Annotated in this window: 11 protein-coding genes, 2 tRNA genes, 2 rRNA genes and 1 pseudogene; 10 read left to right on the top strand and 6 right to left on the bottom strand. The window is 61.1% G+C overall.

All coding sequences use genetic code 11. The features are described from left to right. Positions 1 to 185 precede the first annotated feature (185 nt). The 6 genes from DYST_RS14390 (at position 186) to DYST_RS14365 (ending at position 4,905) form a co-directional block, all read left to right on the top strand. A tRNA-Ile gene (locus tag DYST_RS14390) sits at positions 186 to 262 on the top strand. 11 nt (positions 263 to 273) lie between these two features. Then, positions 274 to 349, top strand: a tRNA-Ala gene (locus tag DYST_RS14385). A 233-nt stretch (positions 350 to 582) separates the two neighbouring features. Beyond that, positions 583 to 3,461 (top strand): 23S ribosomal RNA (locus DYST_RS14380). Between the two features lie 128 nt (positions 3,462 to 3,589). Continuing rightward, positions 3,590 to 3,702, top strand: a 5S ribosomal RNA gene (gene rrf, locus DYST_RS14375). Between the two features lie 186 nt (positions 3,703 to 3,888). After that, entirely contained in the window at positions 3,889 to 4,572 is a 684-nt protein-coding gene (locus DYST_RS14370) for a rhomboid family intramembrane serine protease (RefSeq protein ID WP_102301015.1), read from the top strand. A 9-nt stretch (positions 4,573 to 4,581) separates the two neighbouring features. After that, entirely contained in the window at positions 4,582 to 4,905 is a 324-nt protein-coding gene (locus DYST_RS14365; protein ID WP_239946362.1) for a DUF1820 family protein, read from the top strand. Positions 4,906 to 4,913: 8 nt separating this feature from the next. Here DYST_RS14365 and DYST_RS14360 read toward each other — a convergent pair whose 3' ends face one another. The 3 genes and pseudogenes from DYST_RS14360 to DYST_RS14350 all read right to left on the bottom strand — a co-directional run bounded on the left by DYST_RS14360 (position 4,914) and on the right by DYST_RS14350 (position 8,684). Beyond that, positions 4,914 to 6,035, bottom strand: a complete 1,122-nt coding sequence (locus tag DYST_RS14360) for a hypothetical protein (protein ID WP_239946361.1) — start codon at positions 6,033 to 6,035, stop codon at positions 4,914 to 4,916. Between the two features lie 79 nt (positions 6,036 to 6,114). Further along, positions 6,115 to 6,837, bottom strand: coding sequence for a glutamine amidotransferase (locus tag DYST_RS14355; RefSeq protein WP_239946360.1), 723 nt, complete (start codon positions 6,835 to 6,837; stop codon positions 6,115 to 6,117). A 37-nt stretch (positions 6,838 to 6,874) separates the two neighbouring features. Then, a pseudogene (locus DYST_RS14350) lies at positions 6,875 to 8,684 on the bottom strand (GspE/PulE family protein). A 96-nt stretch (positions 8,685 to 8,780) separates the two neighbouring features. On the opposite strand from DYST_RS14350, the gene glyQ reads away from it, so the two are divergent. Continuing rightward, on the top strand, positions 8,781 to 9,692 hold the full coding sequence (glyQ, locus tag DYST_RS14345) for a glycine--tRNA ligase subunit alpha (RefSeq protein WP_239946359.1): 912 nt from the start codon (positions 8,781 to 8,783) through the stop codon (positions 9,690 to 9,692). Further along, positions 9,689 to 11,839, top strand: coding sequence for a glycine--tRNA ligase subunit beta (gene glyS / locus DYST_RS14340; RefSeq protein ID WP_239946358.1), 2,151 nt, complete (start codon positions 9,689 to 9,691; stop codon positions 11,837 to 11,839). Before glyQ ends, glyS begins: the two co-directional genes overlap by 4 nt. Before the next feature lie 76 nt (positions 11,840 to 11,915). Here the strand turns inward: glyS and DYST_RS14335 are convergent, their stop codons facing one another. Then, the gene (locus DYST_RS14335; RefSeq protein ID WP_239946357.1) at positions 11,916 to 12,485 is read right to left on the bottom strand and encodes a helix-turn-helix domain-containing protein; all 570 of its coding nucleotides are present in this window, start codon (positions 12,483 to 12,485) and stop codon (positions 11,916 to 11,918) included. 326 nt (positions 12,486 to 12,811) lie between these two features. On the opposite strand from DYST_RS14335, the gene DYST_RS14330 reads away from it, so the two are divergent. Next, positions 12,812 to 15,721 (top strand): TonB-dependent receptor plug domain-containing protein, encoded by a 2,910-nt coding sequence (locus tag DYST_RS14330; RefSeq protein WP_239946356.1) that lies wholly within the window; start codon positions 12,812 to 12,814, stop codon positions 15,719 to 15,721. A 222-nt stretch (positions 15,722 to 15,943) separates the two neighbouring features. Beyond that, positions 15,944 to 16,801, top strand: a complete 858-nt coding sequence (locus tag DYST_RS14325; RefSeq protein WP_239946355.1) for a YbaY family lipoprotein — start codon at positions 15,944 to 15,946, stop codon at positions 16,799 to 16,801. Between the two features lie 473 nt (positions 16,802 to 17,274). Here DYST_RS14325 and DYST_RS14320 read toward each other — a convergent pair whose 3' ends face one another. Then, a complete protein-coding gene (locus DYST_RS14320; RefSeq protein WP_239946354.1) occupies positions 17,275 to 19,302 on the bottom strand; it encodes an autotransporter outer membrane beta-barrel domain-containing protein in 2,028 nt (675 codons plus the stop codon). Between the two features lie 218 nt (positions 19,303 to 19,520). Continuing rightward, complete coding sequence (locus DYST_RS14315; RefSeq protein ID WP_102301025.1) at positions 19,521 to 21,857, bottom strand: Tex family protein; 2,337 nt, start codon at positions 21,855 to 21,857, stop codon at positions 19,521 to 19,523. Positions 21,858 to 21,931 lie beyond the last annotated feature (74 nt).

Below are 21,931 nucleotides of genomic sequence, written 5' to 3'. Positions count from 1 at the left end.
CGACATCTTCTCCCCGCAAGACGTCCACACAAGACACCTGCACTTTATTTCACGCGAAGTATTGCTTCACGCGGCATATTTGCCGCGACAAGCAAGACCGGCCATCCCTGGTCGGTTTCTTCAAAGAAACCCCGCTTCGACGGTAACGTCGTGGGCGAGGTTTTTTTGTTGATGCAAAGGTTCCCGGGTCTGTAGCTCAGGTGGTTAGAGCGCACCCCTGATAAGGGTGAGGCCGGTGGTTCGAGTCCTCCCAGACCCACCACTGAATCACTTGGGGCCATAGCTCAGCTGGGAGAGCACCTGCTTTGCAAGCAGGGGGTCGTCAGTTCGATCCTGACTGGCTCCACCATTTTGGTGGCACGACGTGAAATGAAGGCAGCGCACACATAAAGATTTAGAAACGAGGCGGCATTGTGGCCGTTCTTGTGTTCTTTGACAAAGTAAACGAGTGACAAGCGTTTTGGTTCGAAACCGAACCGAGATGTGTCGTTGAGGCAATTAAGCGAACGCGTTGTTTGGACATCGATAATCATCACCTCGTAAGTGATGCGTTATCGGCCCCGAGGCGACTTGGGGTTATATGGTCAAGCGACCAAGCGTATACGGTGGATGCCTTGGCAGTCAGAGGCGATGAAGGACGTGGCAGCCTGCGAAAAGTGTCGGGGAGCTGGCAACAAGCTTTGATCCGGCAATGTCCGAATGGGGAAACCCACTCCGCAAGGAGTACTGCATGATGAATACATAGTCATGCAGGGCGAACCCGGGGAACTGAAATATCTAAGTACCCGGAGGAAAAGAAATCAACCGAGATTCCGTCAGTAGCGACGAGCGAACGCGGACTAGCCCAAAAGTTTCTAGTGTTTTAGCCGAACGGTTTGGAAAGGCCGGCCATAGCGGGTGATAGCCCCGTAGGCGAAAGGGCATTAGAGATGAAATTGAGTAAGGCGGGGCACGAGAAACCCTGTCTGAACATGGGGGGACCATCCTCCAAGGCTAAATACTCCTGACTGACCGATAGCGAACTAGTACCGTGAGGGAAAGGCGAAAAGAACCCCGGAGAGGGGAGTGAAATAGACCCTGAAACCGTATACGTACAAGCAGTGGAAGCCCGCAAGGGTGACTGCGTACCTTTTGTATAATGGGTCAGCGACTTACTGTCAGTGGCAAGCTTAACCGTATAGGGGAGGCGAAGGGAAACCGAGTCTGAATAGGGCGCATAGTCTCTGGCAGTAGACCCGAAACCGAGTGATCTATCCATGGCCAGGTTGAAGGTGCGGTAACACGCACTGGAGGACCGAACCCACATCTGTTGCAATAGATGGGGATGAGCTGTGGATAGGAGTGAAAGGCTAAACAAACTCGGAGATAGCTGGTTCTCCTCGAAAGCTATTTAGGTAGCGCCTCGTATGAATCTTCCTGGGGGTAGAGCACTGTTATGGCTAGCGGGCCATCGCGGCTTAGTAAACCATGGCAAACTCCGAATACCAGGACAGAATGTACGGGAGACACACGGCGGGTGCTAACGTCCGTCGTGAAAAGGGAAACAACCCAGACCCGCAGCTAAGGTCCCCAAGTTATAGCTAAGTGGAAAACGATGTGGAAAGGCATAGACAGCCAGGAGGTTGGCTTAGAAGCAGCCACCCTTTAAAGAAAGCGTAATAGCTCACTGGTCGAGTCGGTCTGCGCGGAAGATTTAACGGGGCTAAGCTATACACCGAAGCTCGGGGTGCACACTTTGTGTGCGCGGTAGAGGAGCGTTCCGTAAGCCTGTGAAGGTGAGTTGAGAAGCTTGCTGGAGGTATCGGAAGTGCGAATGCTGACATGAGTAACGATAATGGGGGTGAAAAGCCCCCACGCCGAAAGCCCAAGGTTTCCTCGCGCAACGTTCATCGGCGCAGGGTGAGTCGGCCCCTAAGGCGAGGCAGAAATGCGTAGTCGATGGGAAGCTGGTTAATATTCCAGCACTTGTCTGTAGTGCGATGTGGGGACGGAGAAAGTTAGGTCTACCGGGCGTTGGTTGTCCCGGGGAAAGGCGGTAGGCATGAGGGTTAGGCAAATCCGGCCCTCTTTATGCCGAGCACCGAGACGAGTCCTTTTGGACGAAGTGACTGATACTACGCTTCCAGGAAAAGCCACTAAGCTTCAGCTACAGAGAAACCGTACCGTAAACCGACACTGGTAGGCAGGGTGAGAATCCCAAGGCGCTTGAGAGAACTCGGGTGAAGGAACTAGGCAAAATGGCACCGTAACTTCGGGAGAAGGTGCGCCCTCCGATGTGGTCACGTGCGTGACTGAGCATTGGAGGGTCGCAGTAACCTGGCCGCTGCGACTGTTTATCAAAAACACAGCACTCTGCAAACACGAAAGTGGACGTATAGGGTGTGACGCCTGCCCGGTGCTGGAAGGTTAATTGATGGGGTCAGCCGCAAGGCGAAGCTCTTGATCGAAGCCCCAGTAAACGGCGGCCGTAACTATAACGGTCCTAAGGTAGCGAAATTCCTTGTCGGGTAAGTTCCGACCTGCACGAATGGCGTAACGACAGCGGCGCTGTCTCCACCCGAGACTCAGTGAAATTGAAATCGCTGTGAAGATGCAGCGTTCCCGCGGCAAGACGGAAAGACCCCGTGAACCTTTACTACAGCTTCACACTGAACGTTGAGTTCTTCTGTGTAGGATAGGTGGGAGGCTATGAAACCGAGACGCTAGTTTCGGTGGAGCCATCCTTGAAATACCACCCTGAAGTGCTTGACGTTCTAACCTAGGTCCGTAATCCGGATCAGGGACCGTGTGTGGTGGGTAGTTTGACTGGGGCGGTCTCCTCCCAAAGAGTAACGGAGGAGCACGAAGGTACGCTCAGCGCGGTCGGACATCGCGCACTGTGTGCAAAGGCATAAGCGTGCTTGACTGCGAGATCGACGGATCAAGCAGGTACGAAAGTAGGTCTTAGTGATCCGGTGGTTCTGTATGGAAGGGCCATCGCTCAACGGATAAAAGGTACTCCGGGGATAACAGGCTGATACCGCCCAAGAGTTCATATCGACGGCGGTGTTTGGCACCTCGATGTCGGCTCATCACATCCTGGGGCTGTAGCCGGTCCCAAGGGTATGGCTGTTCGCCATTTAAAGTGGTACGCGAGCTGGGTTCAGAACGTCGTGAGACAGTTCGGTCCCTATCTGTCGTGGGCGTTGGAGATTTGAGAGGGGCTGCTCCTAGTACGAGAGGACCGGAGTGGACGTTCCGCTGGTGTTCGGGTTGTCATGCCCATGGCATTGCCCGGTAGCTACGAACGGAAGCGATAACCGCTGAAAGCATCTAAGCGGGAAGCGCGCCTCAAGATGAGATCTCCCGAGACTTCGAGTCTCCTTAAGGCACCATCAAGACTAGGTGGTTGATAGGCGCGGTGTGGAAGTGCAGCAATGCATTGAGCTTACGCGTACTAATGAGCCGTGAGGCTTGACCATATAACCCCAAGACGCTTCGCAGACATTATCGTCTCGACGAAACATCTAGTTCGAATTTCACCAAACGCTTGTCACTCGTTTACACCCTCTGCGGAACTGGCGCATTTATGCGCTGTTCCCACCCTTTCCCTGGCGGCTATAGCGCTGTGGTCCCACCCGATCCCATCCCGAACTCGGAAGTGAAACGCAGCTGCGCCGATGGTAGTGTGAATCCTCATGCAAGAGTAGGTCACCGCCAGGGGCTTTATCCCTCAAACGCCTTCCCATCCGGGAAGGCGTTTGTCTTTGCACGAAAGGAAAACATCACACGCCGCGACCACGAATTGAGATGTCATCGCGCCCGGTGCGTATGTGTTTTCCCTGTGCAGGAAAAACTTATCGCCTATGATGCAAGGTCAACCCTGCCTGCATCCTGCGGAGCGCTTCTGTGTTTGTCCATGTCGAAACCCACCGCCGCCGACACGTTCAGTGGGCTACCGTGCTCCTGGTCGTCGTATGCGTGATCAGTTTCGTCGGATTGGCGTTGATGCCGGGGCCACAGCGCATGTCAATGTGGTTGGAATGGGGCACGGTGCCGGCGGACATTTTCGATCCGAAGGCCCCGCTGCTGCCGCAGCTGCATGATCCCTCTCTGCTCCGGCTGTTCACCGCGCTTTTCATCCATCTCGCCTGGCTGCATTTGCTTGGCAACCTGCTCTTTCTGGTGATCTTCGGCCTGCCGGCAGAGCGAGCGTTGGGCTCGTTTCGTTTCCTGCTGCTGTTTGTACTTGGCGGCATGGTGGCCAATCTGGTTGGTGCACTGTCCTTGGTCGGTATTCGTTCTCCGATCATTGGATGCAGCGGTGCCGTATCGGCAGTATTGGGCACGTATATCGCGCTTTTCCCCCGCGCACGGCTGGGTCTGGTCTTGCCGCTCGGTTTTTACCTGGAGTTCGTACGCGTCCCGGCTTTTCTGTTGATTGGCATCTGGATCCTGTTGCAGCTGCTCTTCAGCTACGTCGGGCCGAGTTACGGCGCGGTGGTCTGGTGGACGCACATCGCCGGTTTCCTGTTCGGCCTCGTATTCGCACTGTTCTCACGAGGCGCCATTGCACGGCGCCTGCGCGGCTAAAATAGGCGTATGCGCAACAAGAAACTCTACAAGGTGACCTTCCTCCACCTGGGCAAGTGCTACGAGCTCTATGCCCGGCATGTGGCTTCTAGCAGCCTTTGGGGTTTTACCGAGGTCGGCGAATTGGTATTCGAGCCGATCGGAGAGGGGCTGCTGGTGGATCCCACCGAAGAAAAGCTGCGCGAGGAATTCAAAGATACGCGTGTGCTTCATTTGCCCATGCAGTCTGTCGTGCGCATCGAAGAAGTGGAGAGCAAGGGGGCACTGGTGATTCGTGATGCTGGCGACGGCCAGAAGATCACGCTTTTCCCAATGCCTCCCCGCGCTCGATGAGCCTTTCGCTAGACGTGGCGGACAACAGCAATCACGATTTCCACTACGATCAGCGCGATGATCGCCAACTCGAGCAACTCGCCACGCTTGCCTGAAGCTTCCTCGTAAAGCGCCGAATAGCTGTCGCGAATGATGGACAGCTTGCGATCCACCGCCTTGCTCACGTGTGGTACGCGAAACAACTCCAGTGCAGCGGCATAGACGCGCGCAAGATAGACGTCCTCGGTGACCTGCAGCGCGTTATCCACTTTCTCCGTTATCTCAGTGACTTCCGCCACGAGTGTGTAGAGATGACGGGCAAGGTCCGCGTAACGCCGTGCAGCAAAGGGGTTCGCTACGTGGTGGGTCGCTTCCACCAAGTCGTACATGCGCGGCAGCTCAGCATCGAGCAGCTCGTCGTAATAACGAAGTTCCAGTAGCTGCGCGTTGGCGACTTCAAGCACATCGACGACATCCGAGTCGTCGCGCGGCTCATAGATGAAAGCACGATCCCATGTGAGCACCGCGAGATCATCGGTGTAATAGGAGAAGCGCTGCCGTAGCAGCTCCTGGCGCGCCTGCTCCGAAAGTGGTCTGGATTCGCCGGCCAGCAGGGGCACCAAGTCAAGCTCGTCGTGCAATGCTGCTGTACTGGTGACGCCATCCAGTGAATGCACGAGTCCGAGCAGATAGTCCTCATGCAGAGGCGCTTGGTTGGGTCTCAACAGTGCCGGGCGCATGATGCCTGTGATCTGCACCACTAGCCGGTTCCACAGGTCGGTACCCGATGCGATGCCGAGCGATGCATCCACCGCATTCACGCGTGCACTGAAGTCCGGCCATGGCAAGTCATCGGCGGGCACACGGATGGAAAAGGCCGCCACACCGAATTCGTACAGTCTTGCCAGCGCCGTCGCCTGCACCGTTTGTCCGGCGATGTCGACCTGAATGGTGCCAAGCGTGAGTTCCACTGGCGGTACGCCGAACGTCATTGCCTTGGGCGACGCTGTCGCCAACCGGCTGCGCGCGGCTGCGGTGCGCGCCTGCTGCACCCATAGAGATTCCGCCGCGGTGAGGTCGATCGTGTCTGCAATGTCGACCAGGCGTATCGCAATCACGGACGCTCGGTGCACATGCGGTTGTCGACCCATGATGTCTATCCGTGTGGCGGCGCCCGGATTCGTCCGGCTTACCCATAGGTCATTCTAGACCTCGCCGGTGACAACCGCGTCAGCCTGTGGCCAATCCGTGATGTCGGGAGAACTGACGGAACAGGCGACGGGCGAGCGGTGTGGGTGCGACTTGCCTGAAGGTATGGTGCGGATCGAACCCCTCGCGCTTCATGTCGTGCTGCTTGCGATGAATGTAAGCGCGCATCACGTCGGCGTTGAACTCGGGATGGAACTGCGTGCTCATCGCGTTCTTGCCATAACGCACGAGATGGTTCGGATCGCGGTCCGAGCTCGCCAGCACCGTCGTGCCTTTAGGCAGTTCCAGCACGCTCTGCTCATGCGTGGCGTGCGCGCGGAAGGTGGATGGCAACGCGCTCGCAAGCGGGTCGTTCTTCGCTACGTCAAGTACGCTCAGCGATACGGTACCGATCTCTCGGCCGCCGGGCAGATAGTCGACGCGGCCGCCGAGGGCATGCGACATCAGCTGATGTCCGTAACACACGCCGAACAGGGGAAGCTCCAGATCCATGGCATCGCGGATCCACCCTGCAGTGCGTTCGCTCCACGGTCTACGCTCCGTGACCATGGCAGCAGAGCCGGTGATAAGTGCGCCGGCCACTTGGTTCGGCGGCGGCAGCTCTTCGCCTGCCTCTACATCGATGACGCGCATGCGCTCGGGAGAAAGTTGCGCACCAAGGCGAAACCAATGAGGGAAGTCACCGTGCCGTGCTCGGATGGAATCAGGGGCGCGACCGGTGCGGATGATCAGTACAGGCTTCATGCGATACGACAGTGGAAGGCGGGACGGTTGGACAGCTTCAGACAGTGCCATGTTCAATTGGCGGAATCACGGTCAGGACTTCCTTCACTGTGGTGACACCGCGGGCTACTTGGGCTGCGGCGGAAATGCGCAACGGACGCATGCCTTCGGCCAGGGCAGCATGACCAAAGTGCCCAAGATCCAGCTGTGCCGAAATCAAACCACGCAGCCGCGACGTCAGCGGCAACATCTCATAGATACCGGTGCGTCCCATGAAACCGGTGTTGCGACATTCCAGGCAGCCAACCGGCTTGAACACCTTACCGGGCAAAGGCACCGACCAGCCGTGTGTAAGGGCGGTCCACTCGTGCGGATCCTGCTCGGTTTCCTGTTTGCAGTGCGCGCATAGTGTGCGCACCAGTCGCTGCGCGACGACACCTGTCAACGTCGATTGGATCAGGTAATGCGGCACGCCTGAGATCGAGCAGACGCGTGATCGCGCTGGGTGCATCGTTGGTATGCAGCGTGGACAGCACGAGGTGACCCGTAAGCGATGCCTGCACCGCCATCTGCGCGGTTTCCAGGTCGCGGATTTCGCCCACCATGATGATGTCTGGGTCCTGTCGCAACAGCGTGCGTACGCCCATCGCGAAGTCCAGATCAATCGCGGGCTGTACCTGCATCTGGTTGAACTCGGGGCTGACCATTTCGATCGGGTCTTCCACCGTGCACACATTCAGTTCGGGTGTGGCGAGGTGCTTGAGCGTGGAATACAACGTCGTGGTCTTGCCCGAACCGGTGGGGCCAGTCACCAGCACAATGCCGTGCGGGCGCTCGACCATCGTGCGCCACGAGTCGTTTTCCTCCGCAGAGAAACCCAGTTGCGAGAAGTCTTTGGCGACGATGTCCGGGTCAAAGATACGCATCACCACCTTTTCGCCGAACGCCGTCGGCATGGTGGAGATACGCAGTTCCACTTCGCGGCCGGTCGAGGAGCGCGTCTTGATGCGACCATCCTGCGGCCGGCGCTTCTCCGCTACGTCCATGCGCGAAAGGATCTTGATACGTGCAGTCACCGCAGTCATCACCGGCGGCGGTAGCTCGAACACCTTGTGCATCACACCGTCGATGCGAAAGCGCATGAGGCCGGCGTCGCGGCGGGGCTCCAAGTGGATGTCCGAGGCGCGTTGTTCGAAGGCGTACTGCAGCAGCCAATCGACAATATGCACAACGTGGCGGTCGTCCGCGCCAACCTCGCCGCTCTTGCCCAGTTCCAGCAGCTGTTCGAAGTTGAGAATTCCCGACGGCGTACCTTGACCCTTGGCGTCCTGTGCCAGTTGGATGGAGCGCTGCACCCCATAGAATTCGGCCAGGTAGCGATTGATGTCGATCGGATTGGACACCACACGCTTCACGTCGCGGCGAATCATGTGCGACAGATCAGGCGCCCAGCCGTTATCGAACGGTTCGCAGGTGGCGAAGGTCACTTCGCCCGACGTGACAGCGACGGGCAGGATGCGATGGCGCTCCGCGTAAGCACGGCTCACCACCTGGGTCACCGAGGCTGCGTTGATCTTCATCGGGTCGATCTTGAGGTACGGCAGCTGGGCGTGACGTGCCAGCCATTCGGTCAGTGCCTCCAGGCTCAGCGGGCGACCCGGATCCCGCTGGTTGGGCAGCTTGGCATTCGCCACCAGCACCAGCGGATGCAGCTCCACCGTGCTGCGTCCACTGCGGGACCCCATGCGGACCTGCTTGGCATCTTCGGCCAGCAAATACCCATCAACCACCAGTGTGGCCAGCATGTCGTCGAGTACCAGCCGGTTATGGCGGCCGAGCAGGGACACGGATTGCGGCGAAGCGGCCATGCAGCGATCTCTCCTGGTGGGCATTTTTCGCCGGAATCCAGCGGAGAATGCGGTCCCGGCTATACTAACCCGCTTTATTCAAGCCCACGGAAAGCCATGTCCGCGCGCACCTTCCAAGATGTGATCCAGACCCTCAACCGCTACTGGGCGGCGCAGGGTTGTGTCTTGCTGCAGCCCCTCGATACCGAGGTCGGCGCCGGCACCTTCCACCCTGCCACCTTCCTGCGTTCGCTCGGTCCCGAGCCGTGGGCAGCGGCCTATGTGCAGCCCTCGCGCCGTCCTACTGATGGCCGCTACGGCCAAAACCCCAACCGCCTGCAGCATTACTACCAGTATCAGGTGGTGATGAAGCCCAATCCGGACAACATCCTGGACCTGTACATCGGTTCGCTGAAGGAGTTGGGGCTGGATCCGCTGGTGCATGACTTGCGCTTCGTCGAGGACAACTGGGAATCGCCCACGCTGGGCGCCTGGGGCCTGGGATGGGAGGTCTGGCTCAACGGCATGGAAGTGACCCAGTTCACTTACTTCCAGCAAGCAGGTGGCTTGGAGTGTCGTCCCGTGACCGGTGAGATCACCTACGGTCTCGAGCGCCTGGCCATGTACCTGCAGAACGTCGACAACATCTACGATCTGGTGTGGACCGAAGGCCCGCACGGCACCGTCACCTATGGCGACGTGTTCCATCAAAACGAAGTGGAACAAAGCACGTACAACTTCGAGCACGCCAACGTGCCGGAATTGCTGCGCTGGTTCGACGTGTGCGAAGGCGAGGCCAACAAGCTGATCGCCGTTGGCCTGCCGTTGCCAGCTTACGAGCAGGTGATGAAAGCCAGCCATACCTTCAATTTGCTTGATGCCCGCCGTGCCATCAGTGTGACCGAACGTCAGCGCTACATCCTGCGTGTACGCACGCTGGCCCGCGCAGTGGCCGAGGCCTATGTGGCACAACGTGAAAAGCTCGGCTTCCCGGGCGTGAAGAAGAACCTCAAGGAGCAGGCTGCATGAGCGCCGCCACCAAGCCGCTGTTGATTGAGCTGGGCACTGAGGAACTGCCGCCCAAGGCGCTAGACGAACTGGCTACGGCGTTCTCGCGCGGCATTTGCGACGGTCTGGCCAAGCGTGGTGTTGAAGCCGGCCTGGACGAGGCCAAGCTATATGCCTCGCCTCGCCGTTTGGCCGTCCATATCCCGTCGGTGGCGGTGAACCAGCCGGAGCAGAACCTCGAGCGTCGTGGCCCTGCCGTCAACGCCGCGCTGGATGCGAATGGCCAGCCGAGCAAGGCTCTGCAAGGCTTTGCGCAGTCGTGTGGCGTCACGGTGGAGCAATTGGAGAAGCTCGAAACCGATAAGGGTTCGTGGTTCGTGTTCCGCGCGGTGAAACCGGGTCAGCCGGTCGCGGCGTTGCTGCCGGAGATCGTCGACGAGGCGCTCAAGGGCCTGCCCATTCCCAAGCCCATGCGCTGGGGCGATCACGACTACAGCTTCGTGCGTCCTGCGCACTGGCTGGTGATCCTGCATGGCTCGGACATCGTCGATGGTTCCGTGCTGGGCCTGACCAGTGGGCGCAAGTCGCGCGGTCATCGCTTCATGCACACACAGCCGGTGCATGTCGCCGATGCCGACAGTTGGCTCGATGCGATGACTGCGGCGAAGGTGCTGGCCGATCCGGCCGAGCGCCGCCAGAAGATCCGCGATGAAGTCGCCCGCGCAGCTAAGGAAACCGGTGGCGTACCGCAGCTCGATGACGCGTTGCTCAACGAAATCGCCAACCTCACCGAATGGCCGGTGGCGATTGCATGCACGTTCGATCGTGAGTTCCTCGCCGTGCCGCCGGAAGCCCTGGTCACCACCATGGAGACCAATCAAAAGTTTGTGCCGGTGTTCGACGCGGACGGCAAGCTCACCGAGCACTTCATCGGTATCGCCAACATCGAGAGCAAGCAGCCATCGGAAATCCGCAAGGGCTACGAGCGCGTGATCCGTCCGCGCTTCGCGGATGCCAAGTTCTTCTGGGACGAAGACCTCAAGGAGCCGCTGGCAAGCTACCAGGACCAGCTGAAGAATGTGACCTACCAGCAGGCGCTGGGCAGCCTGTGGGACAAGAGCGTGCGCGCGGCCGAGCTGGCTCGCATCATCGCCGCTCGCGTGGGCGTGGATGCCGGCGCGGCGACGCGTGCGGCGGCACTCAGCAAATGCGATCTGCTCACCCGTATGGTCGGTGAATTCCCCGAATTGCAGGGTGTGATGGGCCGTTATTACGCCTCGCACCACGGTGAGGCGAAGGACGTGGCCGACGCGCTGGACAGCTACTACCAGCCCCGTTTCGCCGGCGACGCCATCGCGGCTGGCAAGGTTGGCCAGGTGCTCGCCGTAGCGGATCGGTTCGACACGCTGGCAGGCATCTTTGCCGTCGGTATGAAGCCGAGCGGTAACAAGGATCCGTTCGCGTTGCGCCGCGCCGCGCTCGGTCTTGCGCGTACGCTGGTCGAAGGCGGTCTTGAGCTCGACCTGCGCGGCAGCTTTGTCGAGGCGCTGGAATTGTTGCCAGAAGCCGCGCTCGCGGCTGGCCTTAAGCCGGGCAAGGACGGCAAGGCGCCCGCGCTCGATGCGGGCAAGCGTCGGGCGGTGCTCGCCGACGAACTGGTGGAATTCGTGCTCGATCGCCTGCGCGGCTATTACGCCGAGCAGGGCTTCACTACCGAACAGTTCGAGGCTGTGCTGGCCGTATCACCGTCCAGTTTGGTCGATTTCGATCGCCGCCTGCGTGCGGTGGGCGAGTTCGGCCGCCGGTCGGAAGCGCTGAGCCTGGCCGCCGCCAACAAGCGCGTCGCCAACATTCTGCGCAAGCAGGCTGAGGAGGCGGGTGCCGTGCCGGTGGGCACTTCGGTGGATCCGGCTCATTTCGAGGCAGATGCTGAGCGTGCACTGCATGCCGCGCTCGACGCGGCCCGCGCCGATACGGTGGCGCCGCTGCAGGCTGGCGACTACGCCGCGGTGCTAACGCGTCTCGCCCAGTTGCAGGCGCCGGTGGACGCCTTCTTCGACAGCGTGCTGGTGAACGCAGACAACCCGGCCGTGCGCGCCAACCGACTGGCCCTGCTGGGCCAGCTCAAGGCGCAATTCGGTGCCATCGCCGACATCGCCCGCCTGTAACGCGGCGGGTCATCGCCCACAAAAAACGGCAGCCAGGCGGCTGCCGTTTTTTTATGCCAGGAGCGAGGTCAGCACCTTATGCAACGATCTGGCGACCGCGCTTCACGCGCTCGTGCAGACGCTGATTGAACGACACCATGGCCGTGGCGTCGACGTCGTTGCCGCCCGGACCCAGGATCTCGTAAAGGTCAGCCAGCATGTCGGCGTTGTCCGCCAAGGTCAGGCGACTCTCGGCCAGATCCAGCTCTGACTGCAGGATGCGGAGCGCCGTGTTCAGGCGGCTCGGATCCATGGCCAGGCCGCTGGCATGCAGGGTGTCTGCCGCGGTGCGCAGCTTGGACCGATGGCGGTTGGCCGATGCTTCCGCATTCGGCAGATCTTCGCCCGAGGCCATGGCGTCCGTGACCTGAATCTGCCCTTCGCCAGCCACCAGCCACACCAGGGAAATACCCAGGGTCTTGGCCAGCGTGACGCAACGTGCGCGCGACGGGTCCGTGTTGCCGTCGCGCCAGCTGCGCACGACGCCTTCGGAGAACCCGCACATACGTGCGATCTCGGTGACGCTGCCCACCCGCTGGATCAGCACTTTGATGCGGTCAGCAAAGGTGGATGAGGACTCGTTGGTCGAAATTTTTTGCATATTCATCGCATTTTCCTGGCGGATGGCGACTTGTGAGTAGGAGCGTGGCCTTGAAAACCGAATCTCAACGTGAAGCAAGCGTTACGAAAGCGTTGACATTCGCAAGAATTTTCCCATAAGGTCGTAAGTTCTTGGTAGTTGTGGCTCACAAGGAGCAACTTCTACCGAGATCAAGAACGCAATGGTTGCGAATTGGTAATCACGAATCCGCCGGCTTGTTCAGCTGGCAGACAGCAAGTTCTGAGGTGCAACGCCTTCAGAACCTGCCACTTGCATAGCAAGGCGGCCTTTTGGCGTCGGTTGGGGCCGACGTCTTTTACTGGGGAGTAAATATGCAGTTCCGCAAGAAAGTTGATAATAAACTTACGGTGGCCGTGCGTGTGGCACTGTCCGTAGGTACCTTCGTGGTGGCGGCGCCGGTCCTGGCGCAGGACGCTACCGGTCCTATCCCGGGTGAAGCCAAGAAGCTGGAAGCCGTCACCGTCACCGGTTCGCGCATTCCGCGCGTCGACGTGGAAACGGCGCAGCCGGTCATCATGATCGACCGCAAGCAATTGGAGAACCAGGGCTTCACCTCGGTTGCCGACGTCCTGCAGAACCTCACGGAAGTGGGTTCGCCGCCGATCAGCCGCGCCAATGCGCTGTCCTCGGGTGAAAACGTAGGCGGTTACTACGTCGACCTGCGCAACATCGGTCCCAACCGCACCCTGGTTTTGGTCAACGGCAAGCGTCTTGGCGCGAACACCACCGGCCTGCAGGACCTGAACCAGATTCCGATGTCCGCCATCGAGCGCATCGAAGTGCTGAAGGACGGCGGCTCCTCGATCTACGGTTCAGACGCCATCGCAGGCGTGGTGAACGTGATCACCCGCAGCAATTACACCGGCGCTGAAGCAAACGCCTACGTGGGCGAGTACGACCAAGGCGACGGCAAGAAGCAGATCTACGACTTCACGCTAGGCACCGCCAACGACCGCGGCTCGCTCATGATGAGCGCGCAGTACGTGAAGGAAGACCCGGTATGGGCCAAGGATCGCGAATTCAGCGAATACCCCTCGGGCCCGAACCACCCGCAGCCGACGGCTGGCTGGAGTGCGGTGAGTCAGTACGGCGCCCTCGTGAACGCCCCGTGCGGCCCGCTGAATGCGAGCACCAAGAAGTACCCGAACTGCGTGCCGACGCCGGGTAGCGATACGCGCAACTTCGCGAACTACCGCCCGCAGACGACAGACCAGTACGCCAACTCGAACCAGCAGATGATGCTGCAGACGGGTAGCCAGCGTACTTCGCTGTTCGTCGCGGGCAAGTACAACCTGGACGAGAACATCGCGTTCAAGACGGACTTCCTCTACAACAAGCGCAAGACGGAACAGCAGATCGCGGGCTATCCCTACCAGTCGAGCTCGTTCGGCACGCCGCTGGATGCCGGCAGTTACTTCAACCCGCTGGGCAAGACCGCCAACTTCACCCGCCGCGGCTGGGAAATGCCCCGTACGACCGATAGCGAGCTGGAGACCTATCGCTGGACGGCGGGCTTCGAAGGCTACTTTGATCTAGGCGGTCACACGTTCAACTGGGACGTGGGCGCGATGACCAATCGCAATAACATGCTGAAGATCGGCCACGGCGACTTCAACCTGGTGAACGCCGGGTCGGCGCTGGGCCCGTCGTTCCTGGGTTCGGACGGCAAGGTGCATTGCGGTACCAACGGCAAGGCGATTGCCGGCTGCGTGCCGTGGAATCCGTTACTGGCCTACGGTCAGGCGGGTGCGGGTTCGCTGTCGGATCCGGCGCTGCAGAAGTTCCTGTTTCCCGAGTACCACGACACCGGCAGGACCACCACGGTCGACTATACCGCCAACATCGCGGGCACCTGGTTCTCGCTGCCGGGTGGCGACCTGGGTATCGCTGCCGGTGTGGAGCATCGTGAAGAAGAAGGTCGCTTCGTGCCTGACGCGTTCAACCAGGCGGGCCTCAGCTCGGGTCTGGCGGCGACCACCACGTCTGGCAAGTACCGGGTGAACGAAGCCTACCTGGAACTGGACGCGCCCCTGCTGCGTGACATGACCATGGCTCGCGAGCTATCGGTGAACGTGGCCACGCGTTACTCCGACTACAACAACTTCGGTAGCACCACCAACAGCAAGTTCGGCCTCAAGTGGAAGCCGATTGATGACCTGCTGGTGCGCGGCAGCTGGGCGCAGGGTTTCCGCGCGCCGACCATTTCCGACCTCTACGGCGGCGTCGGTGGCAGCTTCGAGTCGTATATCGACCCGTGCGATGCCACCCGTGGCTCAGCCAAGGGCAACCCAGCGGTGGCGGCGCGTTGCGGTTCGGGCTTTGGTGGCCAGCCGACGGTGGCTGCGAACTTCCACCAGCTTGGCCAGGCACTCGTGCCGTGCACCACGTATCCGTGCCAGTCGAACTACCAGTTCACCAACGGCTCCAACCCCAACCTGACGCCGGAAACCGCCACGACCCGTACGCTGGGCATGATCTACAGCCCGCACTACATCGAAGGCTTCGACGTCTCGTTGGACTGGTACCGGATCGACATCAAGAACCTGATCTCGGCCGATACCGTGCAGAACATTTTGGATGACTGCTACTCCGGCGGCATCGCTTCGCGTTGCACGAGCTTCCAGCGCGATCCGTCCACCGGCGCCATCACCAACATGTACTACGGTTTGACCAACAAGGGTTGGGAGAAGACAGCCGGTTACGACTTCGGCGTGAACTACCGCTTCTCGCTGGAATCGATCGGTCAGTTCGTGGCCCGCTGGAATACGACCTACGTCGACTACCTCAACATCAAGGCGGACGATAACCCGTCCACCAAGGTGCAGCCGTTCGTGGGCGTGGCCAACAGTGCCGGCGTTACCTTCCGCACCCGCTCCAACGTGACGTTGGACTGGAGCAAGGGCATCTTCGGCGCGACCTGGACGGTGCGTTACTACTCCGGTATGACCGAGAAGTGCTCGTTCACGACCGAGTGCAACGAACCGAACCACGTCGATCCGTTCAACGGTGCCTCGCCCATGCGTCACGTGGGCAGCACGACGTTCAACGACGTGCAGTTCCGCTGGACGCTGCCGTGGAAGGGCATCATCTCGGTCGGCGCCAACAACGTGTTCGATAAGCAAGGGCCCATCATGTACACGAAGCCAGCCAGCTCGTTCGTGTATTACGGCGGCTTTGACATCGGTCGTTTCTATTACCTGAAGTACTCGCAGCGTTTCTAAGCGACATCGATGCAACCACGAAGGGCGGCCCAGACCGGGCCGCCCTTTTTGTTCATGGACCATTTGGGCGGCCATTCGCTTTTGCATACGCAAGCGCATGGAGCCAACTTTTACAAGGCCTTACCTTTGGGCTATCCTGATAACTTCCCCCGTGTAGAGCACGAGGCGTGTTGGGCGCCTGTTGGTTCTCGCGCTAGCCCTGACATTCGATAGAGGTTTCCCATGCGCCGTCTTGTTTGGTCGCTGATGTCGGTCGCCGCTTTGGCTCTCGCCGGCTGCGGTAATTCTTCCCAGTCGTCCCAAGGTGGCGCCGAAGGTGGCAACGCCGCCCAGACGCCGGCACAGGCGAATCAGGTCACCGGCCAAGTGTCCGTGCCCGAAGGCAGCAGCGTTTCGGCGGCCGCCAAGCTTGACCTGACCCTGATCGACGTGAGCCAGCAGGACAGCAAGCCGCTCGCGACCAAGACGGTCGAGCCGGCCAATACGCTGCCGATCTCCTTCGAGCTGCCGTTCAATGCCGCTGACGTGAACCCGGCTGGCGTGTACGTGCTCCAGGCCGTGCTGACCGACGGCGAGCGTACCTATAAGCCGCGCTTGCAGACGCCGGTGCTCAATGGCAAGCCGTCCACCGGCCTGAATGTGCAACTCTTCCCCGAGCAGACCCCGGGCGAGAAGGAGCTGGCAGCTTTCACTTCCGTGCAGAAGCAGATCGGTGGCATGAAGATCAGCAGCGGCACCAAGCTGGAAGACAAGGTGTCGCGTGGCTGGCAGGTGTTCCGCCAGGCCGGTGATGTGAAGTTCATCCGCGAAGAAGTCGACTACGGCGACAAGGGCTTCACCAGCACCGATTACGCCTACAAGGACGGCAAGCCGTGGGTGGTCGTGCAGCAGAAGAAGTCCAGCAAGGACGCCAAGCCGACCTCGACCGAGCGCGCGGCGTGGATCTCCGATGGCACCCTGGTGCTGAAGACCAACGACCAGGGCGGCAAGAGCTCGCCGCTGGCGGACGACGAAGCAGCTAGCCTGCAGAAGCAGGCGCAGACCATTCTTGGCCTGGCGACGAACGGCAAGGGCAAGTAAGCCCTCACGGTTCCGAATTCGAGAAAAGCCGCCGGCGAAAGCTGGCGGCTTTTTTCTTGTCTGGCGTTTGGGTGTATGGACGTCCAAACGATTGGGTCGGCGGAAAGGCGCGCTCTTCTCCCTCTCCCCTTTGGGGAGAGGGTTGGGCTGAGCCCCGAAAAGGGGGTAAAGGTCGGGTGCTCGCCTCAGCGTTTCATCTTTAGCCGTCACCCCTGCGCAGGCAGGGGTCCAGAGCCCCGGTGTTTGATTGTCGCGTGGCGGTGATCTGGCCGCCTACGCGGCGGGCGTTTCGACCTCCTGCCGATTCCCCTGCGGGCCTTGTCGTCCACCCCTCACCGCCGCACAGGGGGCCCGAAGGTCAAAAGCGGCAAGCCGCCGGCTCGTGCAGCGGAGCTGCGCATCGCATGTGCTTCGCACCCAAAAAAAAGCCGCCCGCTCACGCGGACGGCTTTTCTGCAGAACCAACGTAGACCTTAGAAGGCGTACTTCATGCCCAGGTTGACGCTGCTGTACTTCTGGCTGCTGTCGCCGAAGCGGCCGCTGTAGCCGAGCCAGCCGCTGAGGGCCTGGTTGAACTGAGCGCTCAGGCCGATGTCGCCGGTGCCCCAGGTCTTGTCCGGCGTGAAGCCGACCAGGGCGAAGGAGCCCTGCATGCCGTTGAGGCCGGCGGTGACTTCGCGCGGATCTGCCTTGCTGTCGTGGTTCCAGGCCAGTTCGGCGTACGGCTTCAACATGGTGTTGCCGGCCTGCCACTGACCTTCCAGACGCCAACCGAGGGTGGACACCTGCGAGTCGCGCTGCTGGCTACCGAACCACATGGCGGTACTGTCGCTGCTGGATTCGTTGAAGCTGTTGACCTTGACCGTCTGCCACTCGACCGTAGCGAACGGACCGGTGCGCAGCGCGTTGATCTCGAACCAGTAGCCGCCGGTAAGGCCGGCGCCGACATGGTTACCGTCCGCCTTGGCGGTTTCGGTGCGGAGCAGGGAGCCGATCTGGATCTTGCGCTCGATGTCGGAGAAGTTGTCCTGACCGAAGTCGACGTAACCGCCAACGTAGCCGCCGCCCTGGTGCCAGGTGAGGTAACCGAGGCCGGACACGTCCTGCAGCTTGTAGCCGCCACCGCCGTCGTAATCGGCATTGTGCTGGCCGATGTTCATGGCCACGCCGCCCGACCAGTTGTCATTGAAGCGCACGTCCGCGCCCATGGTCAGGTTGACGTTGTTGCTCTTGGTGCGCGGCGAGCTGCTGCTGCCGTCAAAGCGCTGGTCGCCGTAGTCAACGTTGGCAAACACGCGGGTGTCGCTACCCTGGCCGTCGTCCAGCATCTGCTTGCGGATAGCGCGGTTCTGAGCCTGGATCGAGGCCAGCGGTGCTTCAGCCAGCAGCGAGGCGTAGCCCGGTGCGCTGAGGATGGAGACCACATACTGGCCCAGCATCACGTCAGCCGCGGTGGTCGGGTGGACGCCATCGGCGAACAGGTAGGTCTGGTTGGTGCCCGGTGCGTAGGTATACGGCAGGCCCGAACCCTGCGGACCGCACTGCACGGAACTCGAGCCCACGCCGCAGGCTTCGTTGGTGACATTGGTGAAGCCGAACGCGGTCGGGTTGGCGATGACCTCGTTGAGCAGGCTGTAGGTGTCGACCGGGACGATGCCCTTGCCCAGCTGGCCCAGGCCCGCGTTGAGCGTGCCGTTGAACACCAGGCTGAGGCTGGTCAGCGATGAGGCAGCGCTGGCGCCCTGCTCCAGGCCAGACGGGGTCAGGCCGATGTTGGGCAGGTTGAACACCAGGATGTTCTTGGCGCCGGCGGCCTGCATCTGGCCGATCAGCTTCACTTCCTGCTGGGCGGCGGCAGCGATGGAGCCTGCAGCCTGGTCGGCCGTCAGGAAACCGGATACGCCGGCCTTGGCGAGCACGGCTTGGGTTACCTGTGCCGTCACCTGCTGGGTGATGGCCGGGGTTAGTGCCGCAATCTGCGCCTGGGTGTACTGGCCGCTGGCGGCGAGTTGGCCCAGTGTGGCGGTTACGTTCTGCTGGATGAGCTGCTGCGCGGTGGCACCGGCGCCAGCGGCCGTCGCGGCGTAGAAGATGTCATTGGCGCCACCCCAGATGGAGTACAGCGCCTTGCTGTCGAACTTGCCGCCTGCGAGGTAGGCGTTCACCTGGGTGGTGATGGTCGGCACGGCCGACGGGGTACCCGGCGAATTGGTCAGTACACCGGCGCCACCCCAGGCGTAGTCGGTGCCACCCGCCAGCGAGGCGCTGAGGTTGTAACCGTAATGCCCGGCCACGTTCTGCACGGTGACCGCGCCAGGGTTGGTGGTGAATTCCAGCGGCGGCTGGATGGCCGGGTTGGTGGCGAGGGAAATGTTGCCGGCATCGCTCAGGCTGTCGCCGAACACGACAACGCTGTCGAACTGGGACTTGGCGGCGAAGGCCGGGGAGCTGATCAGCAGCGCGGCGGCGATGGCGCCTGCGATAGTACGAGTACGGGGCATGTCGGTAACACTCCTTGGACCGGGCGGTTCTTTGTTATCTCCTCGTTACGGTAATGCATGCCCATACGTCAGCGCATGCTGCGCCGCACCGCGAACGAAAGAACCTGCCGGGGCCATCAAAATGGGCGCCCGGAAACAAGTGTCCAAGGTCCTGACAATCGCGTTGCGGGGCGTCGCCTATCGGCGTTACGCCCCGCAACCGAATTCCCTGTCGCTACTTAGCGCTGCTTAGCCTTGGAGAAGGCGTCTGCAAACGCGCTGTTGGTCGGCACAGGGGCCGGCTTGGGTGTGCCGCCACCAGGACGGGGGCCGCGGTTGTCGCGTTGGCCGCCACGGGGAGCAGCATCGTTGCCACCCGCCGGGCGAGCACCACGGACCTGCTGGCCCGGCTCGTCGTCCAGGCGCATGGACAGGCCGATGCGTTGGCGCGGCAGGTCGACTTCCATCACCTTGACCTTGACGATGTCGCCCGCCTTCACCGCGTCGCGCGGATCCTTCACGAAGGTGTGCGAGAGCGCCGAGACGTGCACGAGACCATCCTGGTGCACGCCGATATCCACGAACGCCCCGAACGCCGCCACGTTGGTCACACGGCCTTCCAGCACCATGCCAGGGCGCAGGTCCTTCAGGTCTTCCACGCCCTCGGCGAAACTCGGTGCCACGAACTCCGGGCGCGGATCGCGGCCGGGTTTCTCCAGTTCCTTGAGGATGTCGCGCACCGTCGGCACGCCGAACGTCTCGTCGGTGAACTGCTCAGCCTTAAGGCCGCGCAAGAAACTGGTATCGCCGATGATGGAGCGCACCTCGCGGCCACACTGGGCAATGATGCGCTCGATCACCGGATACGCTTCCGGGTGCACCGAGCTCGTATCGAGCGGATTGTCGCCGTTAGGTACACGCAGGAAGCCCGCGCATTGCTCGAACGCCTTGTCGCCCAGGCGCGGCACTTTCAGCAGTGCCTTGCGATTGGCGAACGGACCGTTGGCATCGCGATGCTTCACTACATTTTCCGCCACGCTGGCGGAGAGGCCCGCCACGCGCGAGAGCAGCGCGGCAGAGGCGGTGTTCACATCCACGCCTACGGCGTTAACGCAGTCCTCGACCTTCGCGTCCAGCGCGCGCGCCAGCTTCACTTGGTTCACGTCGTGCTGGTATTGGCCCACGCCGATGGCTTTGGGTTCGATCTTCACCAACTCGGCGAGCGGATCCTGCAGGCGGCGCGCGATGGACACGGCGCCACGCAGGCTCACATCCACATCAGGGAATTCCTTGGCGGCGATTTCCGAAGCGGAGTACACCGACGCGCCCGCTTCGCTCACCACGATCTTGGAGAGCTTGAGGTCCGTATGCTTCTTGATCACTTCACCAGCCAACTTATCGGTTTCGCGCGACGCAGTGCCGTTGCCGATAGCGATGAGATCCACCTTGTGCTCCTTGCAGAGCAGTGCGATGCGCTGGATCGACTGATCCCACTGTTTGCGCGGCTCGTGCGGATAGACGGTGTCGGTGGCCAGCAACTTGCCGGTGGCATCGACTACGGCCACTTTCACGCCAGTGCGGATGCCCGGATCCAGGCCCATCACGCTTTTCGCGCCAGCCGGCGCGGCGAGCATAAGATCCTTGAGGTTGTCGCCAAACACACGAATGGCTTCGTCTTCCGCACCTTCACGCACGCGGCCAAACAGATCCAGTGTGAGATGCAGATGCAGCTTCACTCGCCAGGTGAGGCGCACCGTTTCGCGCAGCCACGCATCGGCGGCGCGGCCGCGATCGAGAATGCCGGCATGTGCAGCCACGCGGCCTTCGCCTTCAACGTGGCCCTGCTCCAGGTCCAGCGTGGGCGACAGCTCCAGCTCAAGCACGCCTTCGTTGCGCGCGCGCATCAGCGCGAGCAGGCGATGCGAGGGAATCTTCCCGATCGGTTCCACGTGATCGAAGTAGTCGCGGAACTTCGCGCCTTCGTTCTCCTTGCCTGCGACCACTTTTGCGCGAATCTGGCCCTTGTCCCATAGCCAATCGCGCAGCTCGCCGAGCAAGCCGGCGTCCTCGGCAATGCTCTCCATCAGGATGGCGCGGGCACCATCCAGCGCAGCACGCACGTCCGCCACACCCTTCTCCGCATCGACGAACGATTCGGCAACGGCTTCCGGCGTCTGTGTGGGGTCTTCACGCAGACCCGTGGCGAGCGGCTCCAGGCCAGCTTCGCGCGCGATCTGCGCCTTGGTGCGACGCTTGGGCTTGTACGGCAGGTACAAGTCTTCCAGGCGCGCCTTGGTATCTGCCGAAAGAATGTCGTTTTTCAGCGCATCGCTGAGCTTGCCCTGTTCCTCGACGCTGGCGAGGATCGCGCTACGGCGTTCCTCCAGCTCGCGCAGATAGCGCAGGCGCTCTTCCAGCATTCGCAGCTGCGTGTCATCGAGACCGCCGGTGGCTTCCTTGCGGTAGCGGGCGATGAAGGGCACGGTCGCGCCGCCGTCGAGCAAATCCACCGCGGCGTGTACCTGGTCCGGCTTGGCGGCGATGTCCTGGGCAATACGTTGTTCGATGCTGAGCATGAGGCTGAGACGATTCCTGTTCGACAAGACGACGGATCGGCTCGCGATCCGTCGGGCCGTCGATCATAGCAAGT

Source organism: Dyella terrae, from assembly GCF_022394535.1.
In the GTDB taxonomy this organism is placed as follows: domain Bacteria; phylum Pseudomonadota; class Gammaproteobacteria; order Xanthomonadales; family Rhodanobacteraceae; genus Dyella.
Note: the sequence above shows the minus strand (reverse complement) of the source record. Positions and strands in the feature narration are given on the sequence as shown.

Coding starts and splice junctions, on each gene's coding strand:
- DYST_RS14315 (WP_102301025.1), bottom strand. CDS start 21,857: ATGCTCAGCATCGAACAACGTATTGCCCAGGACATCGCCGCCAAGCCG.
- DYST_RS14330 (WP_239946356.1), top strand. CDS start 12,812: ATGCAGTTCCGCAAGAAAGTTGATAATAAACTTACGGTGGCCGTGCGT.
- DYST_RS14320 (WP_239946354.1), bottom strand. CDS start 19,302: ATGCCCCGTACTCGTACTATCGCAGGCGCCATCGCCGCCGCGCTGCTG.
- glyQ (WP_239946359.1), top strand. CDS start 8,781: ATGTCCGCGCGCACCTTCCAAGATGTGATCCAGACCCTCAACCGCTAC.
- DYST_RS14365 (WP_239946362.1), top strand. CDS start 4,582: ATGCGCAACAAGAAACTCTACAAGGTGACCTTCCTCCACCTGGGCAAG.
- DYST_RS14335 (WP_239946357.1), bottom strand. CDS start 12,485: ATGAATATGCAAAAAATTTCGACCAACGAGTCCTCATCCACCTTTGCT.
- DYST_RS14360 (WP_239946361.1), bottom strand. CDS start 6,035: ATGGGTCGACAACCGCATGTGCACCGAGCGTCCGTGATTGCGATACGC.
- DYST_RS14325 (WP_239946355.1), top strand. CDS start 15,944: ATGCGCCGTCTTGTTTGGTCGCTGATGTCGGTCGCCGCTTTGGCTCTC.
- glyS (WP_239946358.1), top strand. CDS start 9,689: ATGAGCGCCGCCACCAAGCCGCTGTTGATTGAGCTGGGCACTGAGGAA.
- DYST_RS14355 (WP_239946360.1), bottom strand. CDS start 6,837: ATGAAGCCTGTACTGATCATCCGCACCGGTCGCGCCCCTGATTCCATC.